We start from the raw sequence: 20,876 nt of genomic DNA on the forward strand, positions 1-20,876 counted from the left end.
CTCTATGCCTGTGCCGCAGGCGTGAACGACGTGACGGCGTTCGCCGTCACGTCGTCGTTCTTCAACTACGACACATACGCGTGCGCGACGTTGATCAATTGCACGCGATTGCGCACGTTGAACAACTGCCGCAAGCGGCGCAGGTGATAGTCGACGTTATGCGGCGACAGCCCGAGGAAGTACGCGATTTCCTTGTCCCGCTGACCCTGCACGACCGCCTTCAGCACCGCGTGCTGCAACTCGCTCAACGCGACGCGCTGCTGCTGCGCGGGCGCGATGCCGATCACGCTTTTCGCGTGCGTCCAGATGAACTCGTGAATCGTGTGCGCGAACATCAGCGTTTCGGCGACGATCGATTCGGTCATCCAGCGCGGGTTGCCGATCTCCGAGTTGAAGCACAGGCTCGCGCTCAGCTCCGGCTCGGGCAGCGGCATCCGCGTGAGAATCCCGCTTTTGCGGCCGGTCGCCTCCAGCATGTCGATCAGCCCGCCCAGCCGTTCGCTGCGCATTTGCGCGCGCGGCAGGTCGGCGCGCATGTCGGCGGTGTTCCACAGCAACGGCATGCCGGTCGGCGACGCCAGCGCGACGCGCGGATCCAGCTCGAAATAGCGCTCGCGGAAATAGCGCGTGAGCCAGCTCTGCGACTCGTAGCTGCTCAGCACGAACATCGTCTTGTGATGCGAGGACGTGCGCGTGGCCGAGTAGCTGAACGAGTCGAAGCCAAGCTGCCTGATGCGCCGCCGCACGAATTCGATGCGGTCCTGCGCGCTGCCGAAACGCCCCAGCGGACTGATGACCGGCGCGGCCCGCCGCGCGGCGGGCGACGGCGTGCCGATCTCTTCCTCGGTGAAGAGGGTGAGAAATCCAGTGGGCGCGGCACCGGTTGTGGTGCGGGTCGATGCTCTCGATGCTTCGGCCGCGTGGGCCGATTTCACGGGTTGCCGCGTGCCGGCCGGGTAGGCCGGTTGTGCGGACCCCGCGGGGTTGCATGCTGCCGACGCGTGCCCGGCTTCGCCTTGCGGCGAGCCGGTCAGCCAATGCGGCAGCGTATCGCATTCGTGTTCCATGAAACGGTAGCTCCGGCGTTCGAAACGCGTGAAAGACGACAACCTGAATGATTAGCTATTTCCAAAAATTACGGTAGCCGGTTCCTTGCTATCATTTTCGTGATCTTGCGCTGACCGCGAACCGGCAGCGCGGGTATGGCGGGGTTTCTCCTTGCATACGCACCTCCTGGGAATGGACGTGATGGCACGAATTCCGAAGCTGACAACGACGCTCGCCTACGACCGCTACATGGCGGGCCAGAGACTCGTGTCGAGCGTGGACCGTGCGTGGCGGCACCTCGTGTTGCGCTCGTATCTCGAACCGGCCGAGCAGGAACTGCTGGAGGCGCTCGGCTTGCAGGACCTGACGCTGATGACGCTCGCGAGCGGCGCCGAGCACCTCGAACGCAATCTGCACGGGCGCTGGGAAAGCGCCGATCTGCGCGTGGGCGACGTATGGTTCGTGCCGCCCGCGCCGATCTCGTGGCGCTGGCATTCGATCAGCGACGAGCCGTTGTCGACCGTACATTTGCACCTCGAGCGCAGCCTGATCGACAGCGTCGCCGCGCAGATGGAACTCGGCGGCTCGCACGAACTGTCGCTTGGCGACGCGATGCAGTTTCACGATCCGCTGATCGCCGCGATGCTCGGCGCGTTGCATCGCGCGGCCGGCGATCCCGTCGATTCGCGCTTGTACGTCGATGCGCTGGTGCACGCGCTCGCCGCGCATCTGCTGCAACATTATTCGCGCGGGCGCGAGGCGTCCGGCCGGCTGCTCGCGCCGCCCGAATGGCTCGTGCCGCGCCGCATTCGCCGCGTGACCGACTATATCCGCGCCAACCTTGCCGCCGATCTGACGATCGACGAACTGGCCGGGCACGCCGGATTAAGCAGTTTTCATTTTGCGCGGGTGTTTCGCCGCGAGACTGGCGAGACGCCGCATCAGTTCGTCACGCGCTTGCGGCTGGAGGAAGCGGCGAGGCTCCTGCGCGCCACCGATCAGACCGTGCTGCAGATTGCGATTGCGGTTGGTTTCGAAAGTGCCAGTCATTTCTCCGTGCAGTTCAAGCGTAGCTATTGCGTGACGCCGCTCGCTTACCGGCTGCACGGCTAAGGCGCGGCGGATCGTGCAAGTGCTGTTGAGGCCGCCGTTGGCGATCACCGTGGCGGTAGTGGCCGGATGCATGCCGCGTTTGCCGTGCTCGCCGTTTTTTGCCGCTTTCATCGTCCGGCGGCGTTGCCGCGCCGCCGTGCCGCCTTCTGATGGGAATCACGCACTTTGCGCAGTGTGCTGCGCATTGCGCGGCTTGCAAACTACGAACTTTCGTGGCGACTATCCGGCACGACCTGGCATGGCTATAGCGAGCGGGCGTTTGCGGCGCTTTCATGGTTGGCGGCGACCTCCGGTCCAACTGGCCTGAGCGCATCGGAAGCAACTGTATCTGTCGAAGCCTTGCGCCGGACGACAGAATAATGCCCGCACGGCCTTGGCCCAGCCCGCGTCTGACCGACCTTTCCATTCACCCGTCACACTGGATATTTGCGATGACCCGACTTCGAATCACCTCCTGCGGCCACGTCTTCACTGCCGAAACCCATCCCGACGCGCCCCACACGGTGGCCGCGTTCCTGAAGCTTTTACCGTACCGCCAGAAGATCATCCACGTGCGCTGGAGCGGCGAAGGCTGCTGGGTGCCGCTTGGCGACTTCAAACTGGAGAACGACGGCGTGGCGGTCGGCTTCGAGAATCACACGAGTCACCCGTCGGTCGGCGACATTCTGTTCTACCCGGGCGGCTACAGCGAGACCGAGATCATTCTTGCGTACGGCTCCTGCTGTTTCGCGAGCAAGATGGGGCAACTGGCGGGCAACCATTTCCTGACCATTGTCGAAGGCCGCGACAAGCTGCGCGAGCTCGGCACCAAGGTGCTGTGGGAAGGCGCGCAGGACGTGCTGTTCGAGAAGCTCTGAGCGCCGCGCCCCGCGCGCATCCTGAACCCCGGTTAATTTTCGGCCAGCAAATCGCGCATACTGGAGGCGCAGGCGCGGCGTGTAAAGCGCCCGCGATCTGCCTCCCAGCGCGGTTTGCAGCGATGCGCTCGCGTTGCGCATGGAGCGGCACACTCTTTTCGCCGCGCTGCGGCGTCAGGTCTCCTACATGACGGACTCGCACGTATCTTCGCTGAGCGCCTTCGCCGCACAGTTGCGTTCACAGCAGGTCGATTTGACCGAGCGCTGGATGAAGGCCGTCTTCCACGACGCAGAACTGACCGAATCCGACCGGCTGACTTACGAGCAACTGGCCGATCACATCCCGAACATCCTCGACGAGATTTGCGGCGCGCTGGAGCAGCAGGACCTCGACTCCGTGGAGAGCGCGATGGAGCGCGACGCGCGGCTGCACGGCAAATTGCGCTGGAAGCAGGGTTACCGGATCGACGAACTGGTGCGCGAACTCGATTTGTTTCGCCAGATGCTGAGCGGCGCGATCGTCGAATTCAGCGAAGCACGGCCGTATTTCACGCGGCGCCACGAGGAGCGGGCGCGGCATTTCATCGACGAAGCCGTCGGGTTCGTCACGCTCACGTCGATCCGCGAGGTCGTCACCGAACGCGACCGCAAGATCGACGATTACACCGGACGGCTCGAACGCGCCAATCATGAACTGACGCTCAAGCAACGGCTGGTGGCCGAACTATACGAATCGCGGATGCAGATCACGCGCAGCGTCGTGCACGATCTGCGCAACTTCCTCAATGTGTTTTCGATGGCGCTGCAACTGATCAGCCGCGCGCCGTCCAAGGTCGAGACGGCGCTCGGGCTGGCGAGGCGCCAGGCCGCCGATATGAAGACGCTGGTCGACGAACTGGTCGAATACTCGGTCGTACTCGGCGACAGCAGTCCGCTCGCGCTGGAGCGTGTCGCGCTGCGCGAACTGTTCGACGAACTGGTGATCTCGTGCGAGGCCGCGATCGAAGCGAAAGGGCTGCGCCTTCAGACGGCGTTCGACAGCGCGCTCGACGAGGTTGTGTCCAACCGGCTGAAGCTCAAGCAGGTGGCGCTCAACCTGCTGACCAACGCAGCCAAATACACGCGAGCGGGCCGGATCGAACTGGCGATGACCGTGCTGGAGAACGATTGCTGGCGATTACGTGTGTCGGATACGGGCGTCGGTATCGGCGAGTCCGATCGTGAGCGCGTATTCAAGGAGTTCGAGCGCGCCACGCACGAAGATATTCCCGGCGCGGGCCTCGGGCTCGCGATCGTCAAGGAACTGTGCCGGGTACTCGAAGGCGAAATCCGTTTCGATTCGCAGGAAGGCGAGGGGACGGTGTTCGAGATTACGTTTCCGATGCGCCTCGCGGCGGCGGGCTCGTAAGCCGGGCGCGTCGACGCCGCGAGGCGGCGTGTTAAACCGGCGGGCGTCTCATGTCTCATGTCTTGTGTCTCGCGTGAGCTGGTCTGGTTCGCTTTGTTCTCACTGTCACACCTTTTTGCGGCTCGTGGGCTTGGTATGCGGTCTGCGCTTTCGCGCTCTATAAATCTGAAAAGAGCTTAAAACGGCCTATGAAATAAGGGTTGGCATAAGCCAATTCTCGCGACATCGCCGTAGCGCCCGAAACGCAGTATGTCGTTTAGCCTATTAAAGCTCGTTTATAGCTTTTTTAGGAGTAGTCGTATTTCTCTTCTTGATCCCGTTGAACACACTGTCCACTTCGCTTTTGTCGGCCAAGTGGAAGCGCGTTGTGCTCCTAAGTTTTAGCCTGCTCGTGCTAAATATTTAGGAAACCATAGGAAAAAACTTGGCGAGTGTGTTTCGAAAAATTGGGAGGGATGTTGAACAAGACATATAAAACCGTATGGAACACCACGACCCGGACCTATGCCGCCGCATCCGAACTGGTCGGGCGCCGTGGTGCGACAGGCGCGTCGGCGTGCCGGGCGCTGCTCGCCGCCAGTGCCGGTCTGTTGAGTGCATTGGCGTTTTCGCAGGCAGCCCGTGCCGACGATTGCACGTCCCAGGCGCAGAACTGCCTCGACGTCGTGCAGGTGCTGACTGCGCAAACGGCAAGCACGCCGATTCCCGGCGCCGATGATGCGTCGAGGAACGCCGCCGTCGATAACGCCAGCGTGTTCTCAGGTACGCCGCAAGGTGACGCCTCGCAGCCGGTCATGATGCTCGCGGCTGCCGGTACCCCGCCGGTGACCGACTACATCGCCGTCAGCCCCAACGTCGTGCAAGGTACCAGCACCAGCGCGTCGGACGCGCTGAATGCAATGGCGATCGGCCCCACCGCCGCGGCCACAGGCATCAATGCGCTGGCGGTTGGCGGCGGCGCGGCGGCGGGCAGCGACGGCTCGACCGCGGTCGGTTCCGGTGCGGCCGCGGCATCCGTCAACGGCACCGTCGTTGGCGCAGGAGCGTCGGTCGGCGCACTGTCGGACAACTCGGTCGCGGTCGGGTACAACTCGCGTTCCAGCGGACTCACTACCACGTCGATCGGCGCCTTTGCCAGCGCAACGGCGGTCGGCGGCGTGGCCATCGGCTACGACTCGTTCGTCCGTCAGACTGCGACGAACGCGTTAGCGCTGGGTCCGAGCGCTACGGTCACCGCCGCGGGTTCGGTGGCGTTAGGCGGCGGCTCGATCGCGGATCGCGCGAATGTGGTGTCCTTGGGCAACAGCACGCAGAGCCGGCAGATCGCGTATGTGGGCGCCGGCACGCAAGCCACCGACGCGGCCAACGTGGGCCAGCTCGCCGGGGTGGCCGCCGCGCTCGGCGGCGGCGCGTCGATCGACTCGAACGGCGCGGTGGTCGCGCCGTCCTATACCATCGGCGGCACCACTTACAACGACGTCGGCGCGGCGCTGGCCGCGGCCGCGTCGGACGGCGTGGGCGCGAGCGCCGACGCGTTGCGCTACGACAGCGCGCAGCACGACGTCGCGACGCTCGGCAACCCGGGCACGCCCGTCAAGCTCCGTAACATCGCCGAAGGCACAGTGAGCGCCGACAGTTCCGAGGCTGTGACCGGCTCGCAGCTGTACGCCGTCGATCAGGCGGTTACGCAAAATTCGTCGTCGATTACCGACATCACGAAGAACATCAGCCAAATCACCAACGGCACGCTGGGTCTCGTTCAGCAAGACCCGGTCTGGCGCGATCTGCGAGTCGCGAACAGCACTGACGGCACGCATGTCGACTTCACCGGTACTGCGGGGCCGCGTGAGCTGCTCGGCGTCGCGGCAGGCACGGCGGCGGGCTCGGCGGTCAATCTGGGGCAACTCAGTCCGGTCGTCGAGTCGCTCGGCGGCGGCGCCGCGATCAATCCGGATGGCACGTTGCAGAAGCCTGTCTACAGCATCGGCGGCGCCACCTATACCGACGTGGGCGCGGCTCTCGCGGCAGTCGTCACGACCAGTACTGAGGCCGGCACCGATGCGCTCCAGTACGACTCGGCAGCGCATGACAAAGTCTCGTTGGGCAACGCGGCGGTGCCGGTCCAGATCACCAACGTGCGCGACGCCATTCTCGCCGCCGACAGTTCCGACGCGGTCAACGGCGCGCAGCTGTTCAGCACCAATCAGGCGGTCGCGCAGAACACCAGCAGCATCACGAATCTCGACCAGCGCGTCACCGACAACACCTCGGCAATCACCAACCTCGACTCGCGCACTTCGATCGTGGAAGGGGACGTGACCAACATCACGAACCAGATCACGAACGGCGAGATCGGCCTCGTCCAGCAGGATCCGACGTCGCGCGATCTCACCGTTGCCAAAGACACGGATGGCGCGCGCGTCGATTTCACCGGCACCACCGGTGCGCGCGAACTGACCGGGATCGCCGCGGGCACGACAGACGCGTCCGCGGTCAGTCTCGGCCAGCTCAAACCGATGGTGGCCGCACTGGGCGGCGGTGCGCAGATCAACGCGGACGGCTCGGTGACCGCGCCCACGTATCACGTGCAAGGCGGCACGCAAGCCACGGTCGGCGACGCGCTCGGCTCGCTCGACAACGGCCTCAGCACGCTGCAGCAGAACATGGCGATCGGCGGCATCGGCGTGGTCACGCAAGATCCGGCGTCGCGCGCGATCAACGTCGGCGCGACCACGGACGGCTTGCTGGTCAACATGGCCGGCACGGCGGGCAATCGTGTCGTGACCGGCGTGGCGCAGGGCGCGGTCAGTCCGACCAGTAACGACGCGGTCAACGGCTCCCAGTTGTATGCGCAAGCGGCGAGCACGGCGGTGGCGCTCGGCGGCGGTGCGACCGTCAACCCGGATGGCACGGTGACGGCGCCGTCTTATAACGTGGGCGGCACGGTCGTGAACAACGTCGGCGGCGCGCTCACCAATCTGGATGGCCGTGTCACGCAAAACACCACCGATATAGCGGGTTTGCAAACCACTATCGGCAACCTCAACGGTGCGGTCGCGAATGCGGTGCAGTACGACACCTCGGCCCATGACAGGATCACGCTCGGCGGCACGGCGGCGAATGCACCGAAGGTCCAGCTGACCAATCTGAAGGATGGCGAACTATCGGCCACCAGCACCGATGCCGTGACCGGCGCGCAACTCTATAGCACCAACCAGCAGATCAGCAGCCTCGGCCAGACCATCAACAACATTCAAACCACCGGCGACGCGTATGTGTCGGTCAAGAGCGCCGGCGATGCGGCGCAGGCGATCGGCAACGGTTCCGTCGCGATCGGCGGCGGCGCCAAAGCGTCGGCGCCGAATTCGGTGGCGCTCGGCGAAGGCTCGGTGGCCGACGAGACCGGCACCGCGTCGGTGGGCTCGGCGGGCAACGAGCGGCGCGTCACCCATGTCGCCGCCGGCCAGGCACCCACCGACGCCGTGAACATGCAGCAGTTCCAGGGCGGCCTCAGCGAGATCGCGCGCAACGCTTATTCGGGCACCGCGTCCGCCATCGCGCTAACCATGGTCCCGGAGGTCGATGCGACGAAGAACCTCGCGCTCGGTGTCGCGACCGCGGGGTACAAGGGCTATCAGGCGGTGGCAGTCGCCTTGTCCGCGCGCGTCACGCAGAATTTGAAGGTGAAAGTCGGCGCGGGCATCAGCTCGGCCACGACGACGGTCGGCGCCGGCGCGGCGTATCAGTGGTAGCGAAGGGGGGAAGTGCGATGCGCGTGAGCGGCGCAAAGAGGGCGTAACGCGGGTGTAACCAGGGAGGGCATGAAGGCATGGGCGGCGGCGCGTAGCGTACGCGCCCCCGCGCCGCCAGCACCCCGTCGTCTGAACGCGCGGGGTGCAAAACCAGCATTTACTTGAACAGCTTCATCGCTTGCGAGATCGTATTGATCACGCCCCATGCCAGCGGAAGCGTCACGTACAGCCAGAAGATGGCGAGCTTCGCCTTGCTGGTCTGAGGCGCGGTTTGAATGTGAGCGGTCGACATGCGTATCTCCTTAGGCGCCCTTGGCGAGTTGTGCATCGGTCATGTGGTGCTTGTCGTCCACACGCTTGATCAGCAGGTTGCAGACAAAGCCGATCACCAGAAGCACGGCCATGATGTGAACAGTCATCGTGTAGGCATCCGCTTTGGCGACGCCATTCGCGACTTCATACGCGCGAATGTAGTTCACCAGCACCGGCCCGGCGACGCCGGCGGCGGCCCACGCCGTCAGCAGGCGGCCATGAATGCCGCCGACGAATGCCGTGCCGAACATGTCCGCGAGATAGGCCGGCACGGTGGCGAAGCCGCCGCCGTACATCGACAGAATCAGGCAATAGGCGAGCACGAACAGCGCGATCTGGCCGGACGTCGCGAAACTCGGCACCAGGTAGTACAGCACCGCGCCGAGCACGAAGAACACCGAGTAGGTGTTCTTGCGGCCGATCCAGTCCGATGCCGACGCCCACACGAAACGGCCGCCCATGTTGAACAACGACAGCAAACCAACGAAACCGGCCGCCGCCGCCGCCGTCACCGTGTTCTTGAAGCTCTCCTGAATCATCACCGACGCCTGGCCGAGAATGCCGATGCCGGCCGTCACGTTGAGAAACAGAACCAGCCAGATCAGATAGAACTGCGGCGTCTTCAACGCCTGATCGATATGCACGTGGTTACGCGAAATCATCTTCTTCTGGGTGGTCGCGGGCGGCGTCCAGCCGGCCGGCTTCCAGTCGGCGGCCGGCACGCGGATTGCGAGCGCGCCGATCGACATCGAGATGAAGTAGGCGATGCCGAGCACAACGAAGGTCTCGGCCACGCCGACGCTGGTCGCGCTGCGGAAGTGGTTCATCAGCGCCACCGACAACGGCGCGGCGATCATCGCGCCGCCGCCGAAGCCCATGATCGCCATGCCGGTCGCCATGCCACGGCGGTCCGGAAACCAGCGGATCAGCGTCGACACCGGCGACACATACCCCAGTCCGAGCCCGATCCCGCCGATCACGCCGTAGCCGAGATAGAGCAGCGCGATCTGATGCAGGTGCACGCCGAGCGCCGAGACCAGGAAGCCGCCGCCGAAGCAGCATGCGGCAGTAAACATCGTGCGGCGCGGGCCGACGTGTTCGAGCCATTTGCCCGCAACGCGGCCGACAAACCGAGGAACACGATCGCTAGCGAAAAGATCCAGCCGAGCGCGGTCAGCGACCAGTCATCGGCGGCGGATTGCGTGATGCCCACCACTTTGGTCAGCGGGCCGTTGAACACGGAAAAAGCATACGCCTGGCCGATACACAGATGGACGGCAAGGGCTGCGGGCGGGACCATCCAGCGCGAAAAATCCGGCTTCGCAACGGTGGCCTGCTTCGAAAAGAATGGGACGGAGCCTGGCTGCCCGCCCGGCTCGGTGATGCTATTCATGGTCGGTCTCCTTTGAGGAATTCTTTGTTATCGGCGTTCCATAGACAATGCTTGAGGCGCCGCAGCGTAAAGCTTGCGGGCTGGCGAGTCTTGTCTATATGTATTTTGTTTTCATGTGACAGGGCAAATTCACGCGGAATTTTGCCTGGACGAACGATAGGGCGCGAACTTCGCATTTGCAATATGAAGCTCCAGAACATAAGGCATTGTCCTGACGAAATGCTCCAATGATCCCGCCCGGCTCGGCAGGCCGCGCGACCGCTCGAACGAACCCGAGGCGCAAAGACAAAACGGGCCGGCCGTAGCATCTGCGCCACGCCGGCCCGTTTGAGCAGTAATTGGTTCGCGGGTATCAGGCGACACCGCGCCCGGTCTTCATTTTCGCCGCGACGAGAACGGAGATCAGGCAGCTGATCGCCAGATACGCGGCCACCGGATGCCATGAGCCACCGGCAAAGCTGACCAGCGCCGCGGCGATGAACGGCGTGAAGCCGCCGCCGACCACGCTCGCTACCTGATAGCCCGCGCCCGCGCCGCTATAGCAATACTCGGTGCCGAACAGTTCGGTGAACATCGGTTGCTGCACGCTCACCACCATGTCGTGTGCGAGGTTCGCGAGCATCACGGCGAACACCACGATCCACACCATCGAGCGCGCTTCGAGTGCGAGGAGGAACGGCACCGCGCTCGACATGCCGACCAGCGCGCCGATAACGTACACGCGGCGACGGCCGAAGCGGTCCGCCAGCAACGCAAAGCACGGAATCGTCACGCAACTCAGCGCGCCGACCAGGAGGCCGATCGTCAGAAAAAATTCGCGCGGCATGTGCAGGTTCGCCGTCGAGTAGTTCAGCGCGAACGCCGTCACGATATACATCGTGAACAACTCAGCGGGGCGCAGCGCGATTAGCACCAGCACTGCACTGAGGCCGTAGCCGATCCGTGGCAGGGCGTCCGGAAGGTTAATGATGCGCAGCGGATCTCGCAATCCGCGGGGTGGCGATTCTGCGCGATCATCGAACGCGGCGGCGCGCATAGCGCGCGGTTTTTGCGTCTACACCGAGCCGTGCAGTGTGGACCGAAGCGGCCGAACCAGCGAAGCGGCGCTGGCCGCCGCGTGCTACCGTGGCACATGCGGTGACAAATACACGTTTCCAGAAAACAACATTTACTGATATACTACATACGGAATATTGATAAATGCCGCATTGCAGCATATGACTGAGTCATTCGTTCACTCAATCGTTCGGAGTTAAAAGTGGAATTTGTGTCTCTCATGATGTTCGCTATTGCTGTTGTGGGTTTGGGTGCTGCCGCCACCGTCTTGTTGACAGAGTGGATTCCGCAGCGGGTCGCGCAGCTTGCATCGCAACACGGCCGCTTCATCGGCTTGGGCGAGCAACTCGGCGCAGCGGCGCCCGCGCCGTATCGCACGCATGTTCGAGCAGAGGCGATGAATGTCGTCAGAACTTCAAACTGAATCGGTGGCCACTCCGCTCACCTTGTCGTTGCAGCCGATCGGCGCGAGCGTGAGCTTGCGCAATCAGGCGTATGCAATGCTGCGTCAGGCGATTGCCGACGCGGATATATACCGGAATCGCGAAGAAATCCGTCTCGACGAGCGCGTGCTGAGCGAATCGCTTGGCGTGAGCCGCACGCCGGTGCGCGAGGCGATGACCCTCCTCGAACAGGAAGGCTTTCTGCGCATGGTGCCGCGGCGCGGCATCTATATCGTGCGCAAGAGCAAGCGAGAAATCGTCGAAATGATCCAGATGTGGGCCGCGCTCGAAAGCATGGCGGCGCGCCTCGCCACGCTGCACGCCAGCGACGAGGAAATCGCCCGCCTGCGGCACATGTTCGACAATTTCCGCGACGCGACGCCGGCTGAGCACATCGCCGAGTATTCGGACGCGAACATCGCGTTTCATCAGGCGATCGTGGAGTTGTCGAAATCGCAGATCATTCTCGACACGATCAAGAACATCTTCATCCACGTGCGGGCAATCCGGCGCATGACCATTTCGCAGAGCGACCGCGCGTCGCGTTCGATCGTCGATCATCTGCGGATCATCGAGGCGCTGGAGCAGCGCGATACCGAACTGGCGGAGCGGCTGGTGCGTCAGCATTCGCTGGACCTCGCGGCGTTCGTCGAGGCGAATAGCGATTTTCTGGACTGACGGCTACGTAAGTGTCTGACTGACGTGGCGGACTGGAGAAAGGCCCGCGGTGTGAAAACACCGCGGGCCTTTCTATTTGCACGCCGCTCGCAGGCCTGTTCACGGCCGAGGGGGTAAACCTCGCTTGACGGCCTTAAAAATATGGTATGTGATATATCAACAGCGAGCCGGACTCACCGCGGATCGGTATTTTCCCTTGGCGGAGCCTCAAAAGCCATTGGATTTTGCGCCGTGAAGCCAAGACTGGTCAGCAATAGAGCTAGGCAACCCCGCAGCGAACGTCCTTCAAATTAGTCTTGCCTGAACATGATATATCACATACGGTATGTACCGCGGCCAGCAAGACATCGGTGACAACGGGCGCAAGTAGAACCGGATGCGTCCGTCGATAACCGTTGCACAACCGAGTGACAGGAGACAACCATGTCCGCAGGGGTTTCATCCCTGAGCCCGCACCCGGGCAGCACGACAGCCGATGACACGCTCAAGCAGAAGACCCGCGATGCCGGCGTGATCTCGGGCGGCCATCTGGTTGCGAAGGCGCTGAAACACGAAGGGGTCGACACGATCTTCACGCTGTGCGGCGGTCACATCATCGACATCAACGACGGCTGCGTCGACGAAGGGATTCGCATCATCGACGTGCGCCACGAGCAGGTCGCCGCCCACGCGTCCGACGGCTACGCGCGTCAGACCGGCAAGCTCGGCTGCGTGGTCACGACCGCCGGCCCCGGCTGCACGAACGCGGTGACGGGCAAGCGCCAGGCGCGCCGCAAGTGGATGGCGCAGTTGCAGGACGTCGAAGCGACCGCGACCGAAAAACTCATGCCGCTCTTCAAATCGAATAGCTCGCCGATTCATCCGTATCGCGTCGCTTACGAGCTCAACGAATTCCTCTCCGACGACACCGTCTACATCGGCGACGGCGGCGACGGCGGCGACGTCGTGACGATTTCCGCGCAAGCGGTTCGCCCGCGCCGTCCGGGGCAATGGATGGACCCGGGCGCGCTCGGCTCGCTTGGCGTGGGCACTGGCTTCGCGCTCGCGGCCAAGCTCGCGCATCCGCGCAAGGAAGTGCTGTGCTACTACGGCGACGGCTCGTTCGGCATGACCGCGTTCGACATGGAAACTGCCAACCGCTTCGGCGCGCCGTATCTCGCGGCAATCGGCAACAACTCGGCGATGAATCAGATCCGCTACGGCCAGCTCGCCAAATACGGCGAAGAGCGTGGCAACGTGGGCAATCTGCTGAGCGATGTGCCGTTCAGCAAGTTCGCTGAAATGCTCGGCGGCCACGGCGAGGAAGTGCGCGATCCAGCGCAGATTGCCGGCGCGTTGCGGCGCGCTCGCGAAGCGATTCATCGCACCGGCCGCTCGGCGGTGGTCAACATCTGGGCCGACCCGCGCGAGTACGCGCCCGGCACAAAGAATCAGACCATGTACAAGTAAATCGCAGTCTTCAGGAGACACGACATGAGCAAAGCACTCGACGGTGTGCGCATTCTGGATTTCACGCACGTGCAATCGGGACCGACCTGCACGCAATTGCTGGCATGGTTCGGCGCGGATGTGATCAAGGTGGAGCGGGCCGGCGCAGGCGACATCACGCGCGAGCAGTTGCGCGATATTCCGGACGTGGACAGCTTGTACTTCACGATGCTCAATCACAACAAGCGTTCGGTTACGATCGATACGAAGAACCCGGAAGGCAAGCTGGTGCTCGAAGCGTTGATCCAGAAATGCGATGTGCTGGTGGAGAACTTCGCGCCGGGCGCGCTGGATCGCATGGGGTTCACCTGGGAGCGCATTCAGGAACTGAATCCGCGCATGATCGTGGCGTCGGTGAAGGGCTTCGGTCCCGGGCCTTATGAGGACTGCAAGGTCTACGAGAACGTCGCGCAATGCGCGGGCGGCGCGGCCTCGACGACCGGCTTCGACGACGGCCCGCCGGTGGTGAGCGGCGCACAGATCGGCGACAGCGGCACGGGCTTGCATCTGGCGCTCGGCATCGTTACGGCGCTGTATCAGCGCACGCATACCGGTCGCGGTCAGCGCGTGCTCGCGGCAATGCAGGACGGCGTGCTTAATCTGTGCCGCGTGAAACTGCGCGACCAGCAGCGGCTCGATCGAACCGGCGTGATGAAAGAGTATCCGCAATATCCGAACGGAACGTTCGGTGAAGCGGTGCCGCGCGCGGGCAATGCATCGGGCGGTGGTCAACCGGGCTGGATTCTGAAGTGCAAGGGCTGGGAAACCGACCCGAACGCGTATATCTACTTCATCACGCAGGCGCCGGTATGGGCGAAGATCTGCAACGTGATCGGCAAGGAAGAGTGGGCCACGGACCCCGACTACGCGACGGCCCCTGCGCGCCTGCCGCGTCTGAAGGAGATTTTCGCCGAGATCGAGCGCTGGACGATGACCAAGACCAAGTTCGAGGCCATGCAGATCCTCAACAAGTACGACATTCCGTGCGGGCCGATCCTGTCGATGAAGGAAATCGCGGCAGAGCCTTCGCTGCGCAAAACCGGCACGATTGTCGAAGTGGATCATCCGACGCGCGGCAAGTATCTGACAGTTGGCAATCCTATCAAACTGTCCGACAGTCCGACCGAGGTCAAACGCTCGCCGCTGCTCGGCGAGCATACGGATGAAGTGATGGCTGAACTCGGCTATTCGCCTGAACAGATCAGCGCGTTGCGTACGGCCGGCGCGATCTAGTCGCGCGCAACCGGTAGTCAACGTCAGTTGTCAACGAAAGATCGCGCCAAAGCGCGCAGGGAGCGATGTATGGATACGTGGATGCGGTTCATGTCGAACGACGGTGGCATCGTGTTCGGCCGGGTCGAAGGTGGCTATCTGCACGAGTACGAATGCCTCGAGCGGCCCGTGCCGACCGGCGCGGTGCTGTCGTCGCGCGCGCTGACGCCGCTGGCGCCTTGCGCGCCCGGCAAGATCGTCGCGCTGTGGAACAACTTTCACGCGCTGGCGGCGAAGCTCGACAAACCCGTGCCCGCGCATCCGCTCTTTCTGCTGAAGCCGGCGGGGTCGGTGATCGGTTCGGGCGAGCCGATCCGCCGACCGCCCAGCTACGCGGGCAAGATCGCCTATGAAGGCGAACTCGGCATCGTGATCGGCCGGCGCTGCCGCAATGCGAGTCTCGAAGAGGCGGCCGGTGCAATCTTCGGCTACACGCTCGTCAACGATGTGACCGCCGCCGATCTGCTGAATGAGAATCCGCACTTTCCACAGTGGTGTCGCGCGAAAGGATTCGATACGTTCTGTTGCATCGGGCCCGCGATCGTGTCGGGTTTCGACTGGCGGCCAGCGCGTCTCGTGACGATGCTCGACGGCGTCGAACGGCAGAACTACCCGCTCGCCGACATGGTGTTTTCGCCCGCCGAGCAGGTGAGCATGATCTCGCAGGATCTCACGCTGGAACCCGGCGATGTGATTGCGTGCGGAACGTCGGTGGGCGTCGGATCGATCAAGGATGGCGCGACAGTGTCGATCACGATCGACGGAATCGGCACGCTCAGCAATATGTTGAGTGTCGCCGGGCGCACGGACACCGATGCGCAGTCCGGGACAATCGCAGCGGCGGGAGTTGTCTGAAGGCGGAAAAGTATTCGGCCCGTGGGCCGCGTCCCTGCATCCCAACACGGAGGATCACGCATGCTGCAAACGTCTGACAGTACCGCGTGGATGAGCGTGTTTTTAGCGCTGGCAGCGGCTCTTGCCGCCGCGTTGGTCTCTGTGTTGACGGTTGCGCTTGCCGCGGTCGGGCAACGGGTGCTGGACCGGAGATCGACTCATCGACCGTATTGGCACGCGGGCGCGTTGGCCGCAGTGTTTGCGGGATTGCTAGCGGCGGGAATGGGGGCGAGCGACGCGGTGATCGACGCGTCAGTGGCAGGCGCCGTGTTCGGCGCATGGCTCGTGCGCGGCCGTGATCTGACGCGGCGGCCAGGTCTCGTTATGCTGCTTGGCAGCGGCATGGGCCTCGCCGTTATGTCGGGCGGGATAGTGCGCTATCTGTCGACGGCAACGGTGCGCGCGAATGCCGGGCGAATCGAACTCTATGCCGCAGTATTCATTGGTGCGCTGATCTTCGCCGCTTGCGCGATTGCGTTGTGCAAATTGCGCGGTGCGCTGCAATTGAATGCAGTGACGCGTCCGGGTCACCGCATCGTCAATTTATTTGCGATGTTGCTGTGCGCATGGCTGGGTTACGGCTTCGTGACCGAGCAGGCGCAGCCGTTCGGACTCGCCGCGCTCCTTGCAATGAGCGCGCTGGCATGTTCGCTAGGCGTGCATGTGATGATGAGCCGCGAGTATTCCCAAGTTGGCGATGCTAGCCACGTGAGCCACGCGCTATATGTGCATGCGTTTGCCGCACGTTGCGATGGCCTCCAGCTGGGCAAGCGGGGACTGATCGCACAGATCGAATGGCATGGCGGAGAGGAACAGGTGTGGACACTACGCGAAACGTCGCCGGGCACGCTGCGCACGTCGGCATATCGACATCGCCGCGGCGGGTATGACGGCGCGAGCGTGCCCAGGCGTCAACGCATGTGCGCCCGGCATCGCCCGACTCATTTCATCGCGCGCCGCTGAACATGAATACGCCCACTTATCGAACACCAAGCGTGAAGCGCGACGGGCCTAACGCGACCATCAGCCCGCCGGCGTTCTCAGTCCGCCGCCGCGAACTCGCTGTAGTACTGGTCTTTCTTGTGCAAGATCAGTTGCGCGAGAAAGTCGGCATCGTATGCGCGGTGAAGATGGCCGTGATACCGCTCGATGTAAGCCGTGATGCGGGCCACTTCGCCGCTGAATTCCTTCAGCATGTCGAGCGTTGCGCGGTCCCAGCGAAAGCGCAGGCCGAGGTCGCTGAACGCGGCGTTGTACGCGCTCAGATGAGCGTCGTCGGGGTGGTCGTCGGAAAGACGGGCGCCGCGCGTGCTGGCGGTGCGGGATTCAACCGGAGCGTGGTTCATGATCGGCCTCCTGGGCAGCCAAGTGAGAGAACTCGCTTGCAGCATAGAAGTGCTGATCAATTTACAATAGTTAAAGTTTTATTGGATTTTCATAGCCTACTGCTTATACACGCTCAGTTCCTTGACGCGCGTGATCTTCTCGATCAGATTCGCGCCTTCCTCCATCAGGAAGCGCTTGAATGCGACCGCAACCGGCGGCAGACGTTTGTTCTTGCGGTGCACGACGTACCAGTTGAGCATCACCGGGAAACTCTCGACATCGAGCACGACCAGGTGCCCCAGCTGCAATTCGAGGCTGATGGTGTGCGCCGAGAGGAACGCGATGCCCATGCCGGCGATCACCGCCTGCTTGATCGTCTCGGTGCTTTTGATTTCCATCGCGATCTTCAGATTGGCGAGACGGCCGGCAAAGCCTTCTTCCATCGAATTCCACGTGTCCGAGCCGCGCTCGCGCACGATGAACGCCTCGCTCGCCAATTGACTCATCTTGATGTTGCGCTTGTGCGCGAGCGGATGCGTGGGCGCCGCGACGATCACGTACGGGTGCGGCGCGAACGGCTCGTTGGTCGCGTCGGTTTCGTGCGGGGGCCGCACCATGACCGCGAGGTCGGTCTGGTTGGTGGCGAGTTGATGCAGCAACTCTTCGCGATTGTGCACGGCGAGATTGAGTACGACACCCGAGTATCGGCGCGTGAATTCAGCCAGCAGCCGCGGAAAGAAGTAATCGCCGGCACTAATTACCGCGACATTCAGCTTGCCGCCGGAGACGCCCTTGAGCTGACCCATCGCTTCGTCGACTTCATGGAACTGCTGAATGATCGCGCGGCTGTAGTGGAGCATCTCGGTGCCGGCCGCCGTCAGATAGATCTTTTTGCCCAATTGTTCGAACAGCGGCAGGCCTGCATGTTCTTCGAGTTGTCGGACCTGGGTGGAAACGGCGGGCTGCGTCAGATGCAATTCCTCTGCGGCGCGCGAGAAGCTCAGGTGGCGCGCCACCGTTTCGAAGACCTTCAATTGCCGCAGAGTGGCATTGCGCATCGTCATGGCCGATATATAAGCAAATGTGAATCGACATAATAACAAACTTTAATTATTAGTAATTCAGCAATGACCCTAGCATGGCTCTGTATAAGAAAGCGAAATTGTCGGTAAAGAATTCGGGTTTACGCTTGGGCGCCAAGCGGGGCGGACGAAACAGCCCGGCAAGATTTTATGTCAACGCATTAATTGATCGGAATAATCGGCTTCCGGAAATTGTGATGTTTTGAGTCTGGTGTTTTAAAGAAGCCGAAAAATAAAAATTAAATCTTCCCGAATAGCAAGGCTTTTCGGGCTTAAACATAAAGTGAGACACATACAGCGCGGCGTGTCCTCCGAAGGAAACTTCCTTCGGGACGTCGACCGGCTGCACTAAATACATAGTGGAGACAAGGCTCATGGACAATATCACCCAACAAACCCCGACTCGCATGTTTTGGAGCGGTCGTTGGTGGCAACTCGTTATCGGCATAGTGTGCATGGCGCTCGTGGCCAATCTGCAATACGCGTGGACTTTGTTCGTGGGTCCGATGAACGCCAGGCATCACTGGGGCGAAGCGTCCATCCAACTTGCCTTCACCATCTTCATCCTGACCGAAACGTGGCTCGTGCCGTTCGAGGGCTGGCTGGTCGACCGGTTCGGCCCACGGCCGGTGGTTGCGGTGGGCGCGGTATGCGCGGGCTTGTCGTGGGTGATGAATTCGTACGCGACGACGTTGGGCGTCCTGTATGCGTCGGCGGTCATCGGCGGGATTGGCGCGGGTGGCGTGTATGGCACGTGTGTCGGCAATGCGCTCAAGTGGTTTCCCGATCGACGCGGTCTCGCCGCAGGCCTGACGGCCGCCGGCTTCGGCGCGGGCGCGGCGATCACGGTGATTCCGATTGCCAACATGATTACGCGCTCGGGGTACGAGCATGCGTTCTTCTTCTTCGGCATCCTGCAAGGGGTCAGCATTCTGTTGCTCGCGCTGCTGCTGGTGAGGCCGGCGCTGCGCCAGAAAGCGATCCGCAAGAGCAAATTCGCGGTGTCGCAGGCCGACTTTACATCGCGCCAGATGATCAAGACACCCGTGTTCTGGGTGATCTACGTGTCGTTCGTGGCTGTCGCGGCGGGCGGTCTGATGGCGACTGCGCAAATCGGTCCGATCGCGAGAGACTGGGGCCTCGCCCGCATTCCGATGTCGTTCCTCGGCATGACCTTGCCGCTGCTCACCGTCACGCTTTCGATCGATAACATCTTCAACGGCTTGACGCGTCCTCTGTGCGGTTTCGTCTCCGACAAGATCGGCCGCGAGAACACGATGTTCCTGATCTTCATCGGCGAGGGCCTGGCGTTGCTCGGCTTGATGCAGTTCGGCAGCAATCCGTACGCGTTCATGACGTTCGCCGCGCTGATCTTCCTCTTCTGGGGCGAGATCTTCTCGATCTTCCCGGCGATCTGCGCCGATACGTTCGGCAGCAAATATGCAACGGCGAATGCGGGCACGTTGTACACCGCGAAAGGTACGGCGGCTTTGCTCGTGCCGGTCGCATCAGTGCTCGCCGCAGCGGGTGGCTGGAGTCTCGTTTTCATCGTTTCCGCCGTGATCACGATCGCCGCGGGCATCTCGGCGAAGTTCGTGCTCGCGCCGATGCGCGCGCGCTGGATCGAATCGGCCAACGAGCCTCAGGGCGCGCTGGCGGTTGCGGGCAACAACGGCAGTGCTTCACGCCTGAGCCGCTGGCCCGAGCAGAGCGGGGAATAGCGTGAGCGACTCGCGCGCGGCAGTCTCGTCATGAACGTATCGTTGCAGCAGCTCAAGGTGTTTGTCGCCGTCGCGCGTGAGCGGAGTTTCACGCGTGCGGCGCGCGAGTTCGATTTGACGCAGTCGGCAGTGAGCCGCTGTGTGCGCGAACTCGAAGATGCCGTTGAGTTAAAACTGTTCGACCGCACCACACGCCAGGTCGAATTGACGAATGCGGGCGCGAGTCTGGAACGAAGAATCGGCCGCTTGCTCGACGAAATCGAACTGACTTTGCTCGAAGAGCGCACGGCTTACGACCGACATACCGGCGTCGTCGTACTGGCGAGCAATCCGGTGTTATCGTCGGGCTGGGTTGCGCAGGCGCTTGCACGCTGCGCGTCGGCGTTTCCCGAGCTGGTCGTGTCCGTCAGGGATCAGTCGCAAAGCGCAGTGCTCGCGAGTGTGGAACAAGGTGAGGTGGACTTCGGCGTGATTTCGCTGGCCGAACCGTTCGACCACGATTTGCTGCACGCGCAAGTGGTCTTCACCACGCAACTGCACGCGGTGATTCCGCCCACGCATCCGTTAGCCCGGCACGACAGCGTCGCGTGGCGCGCGTTGCGCGAATGGGGGCTCGTCACGCTGAATGCGGACACGGGTGTTCGCGCGGCGCTCGAACTCGCGTTCCACGCGAATGAATTGAAGCGGCGGCCGTTGCAGGAACTTGGACATGTCGCCGCAGTGTCCCGAATGGTCGAGTTGGGCCTTGGCGTCGGCGTGTTGCCGGTCGATGCGCATTGGCCGTCGCCAGGAGGAGCGCTGGTGAGCCGTCCGCTGGTTCCGGAAGTGACCGTCGCCACGTTACTGGTGCATCGCCGGAATCGTTCCCTTCGACCTAACGCTGCCGCGGCCTGGACGCAGTTCGCCGCGCAGTCCGCTTCACTGGCAGCCTCGCGCACAGCCATTGCGCAAAGCGGCACCGTCTTGCACGAGCCTTAGGGTCGGCCTCGATTGCTGGCGCTTCTTTTCAGTCGCGTTCGCCGGCAGTCCGCCAC

Annotated in this window: 16 protein-coding genes and 2 pseudogenes; 12 read left to right on the top strand and 6 right to left on the bottom strand. The window is 62.8% G+C overall.

Going from position 1 to position 20,876, the window contains the following annotated elements:
- Positions 1–65: 65 nt before the first annotated feature.
- Entirely contained in the window at positions 66–1,067 is a 1,002-nt protein-coding gene (locus P0D89_RS39580) for a helix-turn-helix transcriptional regulator (RefSeq protein ID WP_408378255.1), read from the bottom strand.
- Between the two features lie 172 nt (positions 1,068–1,239).
- On the opposite strand from P0D89_RS39580, the gene P0D89_RS39585 reads away from it, so the two are divergent.
- The 4 genes from P0D89_RS39585 (at position 1,240) to P0D89_RS39600 (ending at position 8,177) form a co-directional block, all read left to right on the top strand.
- Positions 1,240–2,160: a helix-turn-helix domain-containing protein gene (locus P0D89_RS39585; protein ID WP_408378267.1), complete on the top strand. Its 921-nt coding sequence runs from the start codon at positions 1,240–1,242 to the stop codon at positions 2,158–2,160.
- Positions 2,161–2,591: 431 nt separating this feature from the next.
- The gene (locus P0D89_RS39590; RefSeq protein ID WP_408361822.1) at positions 2,592–3,017 is read left to right on the top strand and encodes a DUF3830 family protein; all 426 of its coding nucleotides are present in this window, start codon (positions 2,592–2,594) and stop codon (positions 3,015–3,017) included.
- Between the two features lie 187 nt (positions 3,018–3,204).
- Complete coding sequence (locus P0D89_RS39595; protein WP_408378270.1) at positions 3,205–4,425, top strand: sensor histidine kinase; 1,221 nt, start codon at positions 3,205–3,207, stop codon at positions 4,423–4,425.
- Between the two features lie 455 nt (positions 4,426–4,880).
- The gene (locus P0D89_RS39600) at positions 4,881–8,177 is read left to right on the top strand and encodes a YadA-like family protein (protein ID WP_408378258.1); all 3,297 of its coding nucleotides are present in this window, start codon (positions 4,881–4,883) and stop codon (positions 8,175–8,177) included.
- Between the two features lie 157 nt (positions 8,178–8,334).
- Here the strand turns inward: P0D89_RS39600 and P0D89_RS39605 are convergent, their stop codons facing one another.
- The 3 genes and pseudogenes from P0D89_RS39605 to P0D89_RS39615 form a co-directional block, all read right to left on the bottom strand.
- Positions 8,335–8,469, bottom strand: a complete 135-nt coding sequence (locus P0D89_RS39605) for an MFS transporter small subunit (protein ID WP_408361820.1) — start codon at positions 8,467–8,469, stop codon at positions 8,335–8,337.
- A gap of 10 nt (positions 8,470–8,479) precedes the next feature.
- Positions 8,480–9,882: pseudogene (locus tag P0D89_RS39610) on the bottom strand (L-lactate MFS transporter).
- Positions 9,883–10,234: 352 nt separating this feature from the next.
- Positions 10,235–10,804 (bottom strand): annotated as a pseudogene (locus P0D89_RS39615) (MFS transporter); the annotation flags it as partial.
- Positions 10,805–11,140: 336 nt separating this feature from the next.
- Between P0D89_RS39615 and P0D89_RS39620 the strand changes: the two are divergent.
- The 6 genes from P0D89_RS39620 to P0D89_RS39645 all read left to right on the top strand — a co-directional run bounded on the left by P0D89_RS39620 (position 11,141) and on the right by P0D89_RS39645 (position 16,676).
- Positions 11,141–11,362, top strand: coding sequence for a hypothetical protein (locus P0D89_RS39620; protein ID WP_408361818.1), 222 nt, complete (start codon positions 11,141–11,143; stop codon positions 11,360–11,362).
- A complete protein-coding gene (locus P0D89_RS39625) occupies positions 11,340–12,059 on the top strand; it encodes a GntR family transcriptional regulator (protein WP_408378260.1) in 720 nt (239 codons plus the stop codon). The genes P0D89_RS39620 and P0D89_RS39625 overlap by 23 nt, the downstream gene beginning before the upstream one ends.
- Positions 12,060–12,482: 423 nt before the next feature.
- Positions 12,483–13,508 carry a thiamine pyrophosphate-dependent enzyme gene (locus tag P0D89_RS39630; RefSeq protein WP_408361816.1) on the top strand — a complete coding sequence of 342 codons (1,026 nt, stop codon included), beginning with the start codon at positions 12,483–12,485 and terminating at the stop codon, positions 13,506–13,508.
- Positions 13,509–13,532: 24 nt separating this feature from the next.
- The gene (gene frc, locus P0D89_RS39635) at positions 13,533–14,780 is read left to right on the top strand and encodes a formyl-CoA transferase (RefSeq protein ID WP_408361815.1); all 1,248 of its coding nucleotides are present in this window, start codon (positions 13,533–13,535) and stop codon (positions 14,778–14,780) included.
- A gap of 69 nt (positions 14,781–14,849) precedes the next feature.
- Positions 14,850–15,674 carry a fumarylacetoacetate hydrolase family protein gene (locus P0D89_RS39640; RefSeq protein ID WP_408361814.1) on the top strand — a complete coding sequence of 275 codons (825 nt, stop codon included), beginning with the start codon at positions 14,850–14,852 and terminating at the stop codon, positions 15,672–15,674.
- A 60-nt stretch (positions 15,675–15,734) separates the two neighbouring features.
- Positions 15,735–16,676 carry an NAD(P)(+) transhydrogenase (Re/Si-specific) subunit beta gene (locus P0D89_RS39645; protein ID WP_408361813.1) on the top strand — a complete coding sequence of 314 codons (942 nt, stop codon included), beginning with the start codon at positions 15,735–15,737 and terminating at the stop codon, positions 16,674–16,676.
- 77 nt (positions 16,677–16,753) lie between these two features.
- Here the strand turns inward: P0D89_RS39645 and P0D89_RS39650 are convergent, their stop codons facing one another.
- Both P0D89_RS39650 and P0D89_RS39655 read right to left on the bottom strand, forming a co-directional pair.
- The gene (locus P0D89_RS39650; protein WP_408361812.1) at positions 16,754–17,059 is read right to left on the bottom strand and encodes an HAD family hydrolase; all 306 of its coding nucleotides are present in this window, start codon (positions 17,057–17,059) and stop codon (positions 16,754–16,756) included.
- A 96-nt stretch (positions 17,060–17,155) separates the two neighbouring features.
- A complete protein-coding gene (locus P0D89_RS39655; RefSeq protein ID WP_408361811.1) occupies positions 17,156–18,103 on the bottom strand; it encodes a LysR family transcriptional regulator in 948 nt (315 codons plus the stop codon).
- A 392-nt stretch (positions 18,104–18,495) separates the two neighbouring features.
- On the opposite strand from P0D89_RS39655, the gene oxlT reads away from it, so the two are divergent.
- Positions 18,496–19,842, top strand: coding sequence for an oxalate/formate MFS antiporter (gene oxlT, locus P0D89_RS39660; protein ID WP_408361810.1), 1,347 nt, complete (start codon positions 18,496–18,498; stop codon positions 19,840–19,842).
- Positions 19,843–19,872: 30 nt separating this feature from the next.
- Positions 19,873–20,820: a LysR family transcriptional regulator gene (locus tag P0D89_RS39665; protein ID WP_408361809.1), complete on the top strand. Its 948-nt coding sequence runs from the start codon at positions 19,873–19,875 to the stop codon at positions 20,818–20,820.
- Positions 20,821–20,876 lie beyond the last annotated feature (56 nt).

The organism is Paraburkholderia sp. RL18-085-BIA-A, from assembly GCF_046027075.1.
GTDB lineage: Bacteria > Pseudomonadota > Gammaproteobacteria > Burkholderiales > Burkholderiaceae > Paraburkholderia.

Bases quoted from the DNA above. Each gene is read 5' to 3' on its own strand.
- P0D89_RS39580 (WP_408378255.1), bottom strand. From the start codon at position 1,067: ATGGAACACGAATGCGATACGCTGCCGCATTGGCTGACCGGCTCGCCG.
- P0D89_RS39585 (WP_408378267.1), top strand. From the start codon at position 1,240: ATGGACGTGATGGCACGAATTCCGAAGCTGACAACGACGCTCGCCTAC.
- P0D89_RS39590 (WP_408361822.1), top strand. From the start codon at position 2,592: ATGACCCGACTTCGAATCACCTCCTGCGGCCACGTCTTCACTGCCGAA.
- P0D89_RS39595 (WP_408378270.1), top strand. From the start codon at position 3,205: ATGACGGACTCGCACGTATCTTCGCTGAGCGCCTTCGCCGCACAGTTG.
- P0D89_RS39600 (WP_408378258.1), top strand. From the start codon at position 4,881: ATGTTGAACAAGACATATAAAACCGTATGGAACACCACGACCCGGACC.
- P0D89_RS39605 (WP_408361820.1), bottom strand. From the start codon at position 8,469: ATGTCGACCGCTCACATTCAAACCGCGCCTCAGACCAGCAAGGCGAAG.
- P0D89_RS39625 (WP_408378260.1), top strand. From the start codon at position 11,340: ATGTCGTCAGAACTTCAAACTGAATCGGTGGCCACTCCGCTCACCTTG.
- P0D89_RS39630 (WP_408361816.1), top strand. From the start codon at position 12,483: ATGTCCGCAGGGGTTTCATCCCTGAGCCCGCACCCGGGCAGCACGACA.
- frc (WP_408361815.1), top strand. From the start codon at position 13,533: ATGAGCAAAGCACTCGACGGTGTGCGCATTCTGGATTTCACGCACGTG.
- P0D89_RS39640 (WP_408361814.1), top strand. From the start codon at position 14,850: ATGGATACGTGGATGCGGTTCATGTCGAACGACGGTGGCATCGTGTTC.
- P0D89_RS39645 (WP_408361813.1), top strand. From the start codon at position 15,735: ATGCTGCAAACGTCTGACAGTACCGCGTGGATGAGCGTGTTTTTAGCG.
- P0D89_RS39650 (WP_408361812.1), bottom strand. From the start codon at position 17,059: ATGAACCACGCTCCGGTTGAATCCCGCACCGCCAGCACGCGCGGCGCC.
- P0D89_RS39655 (WP_408361811.1), bottom strand. From the start codon at position 18,103: ATGACGATGCGCAATGCCACTCTGCGGCAATTGAAGGTCTTCGAAACG.
- oxlT (WP_408361810.1), top strand. From the start codon at position 18,496: ATGGACAATATCACCCAACAAACCCCGACTCGCATGTTTTGGAGCGGT.
- P0D89_RS39665 (WP_408361809.1), top strand. From the start codon at position 19,873: ATGAACGTATCGTTGCAGCAGCTCAAGGTGTTTGTCGCCGTCGCGCGT.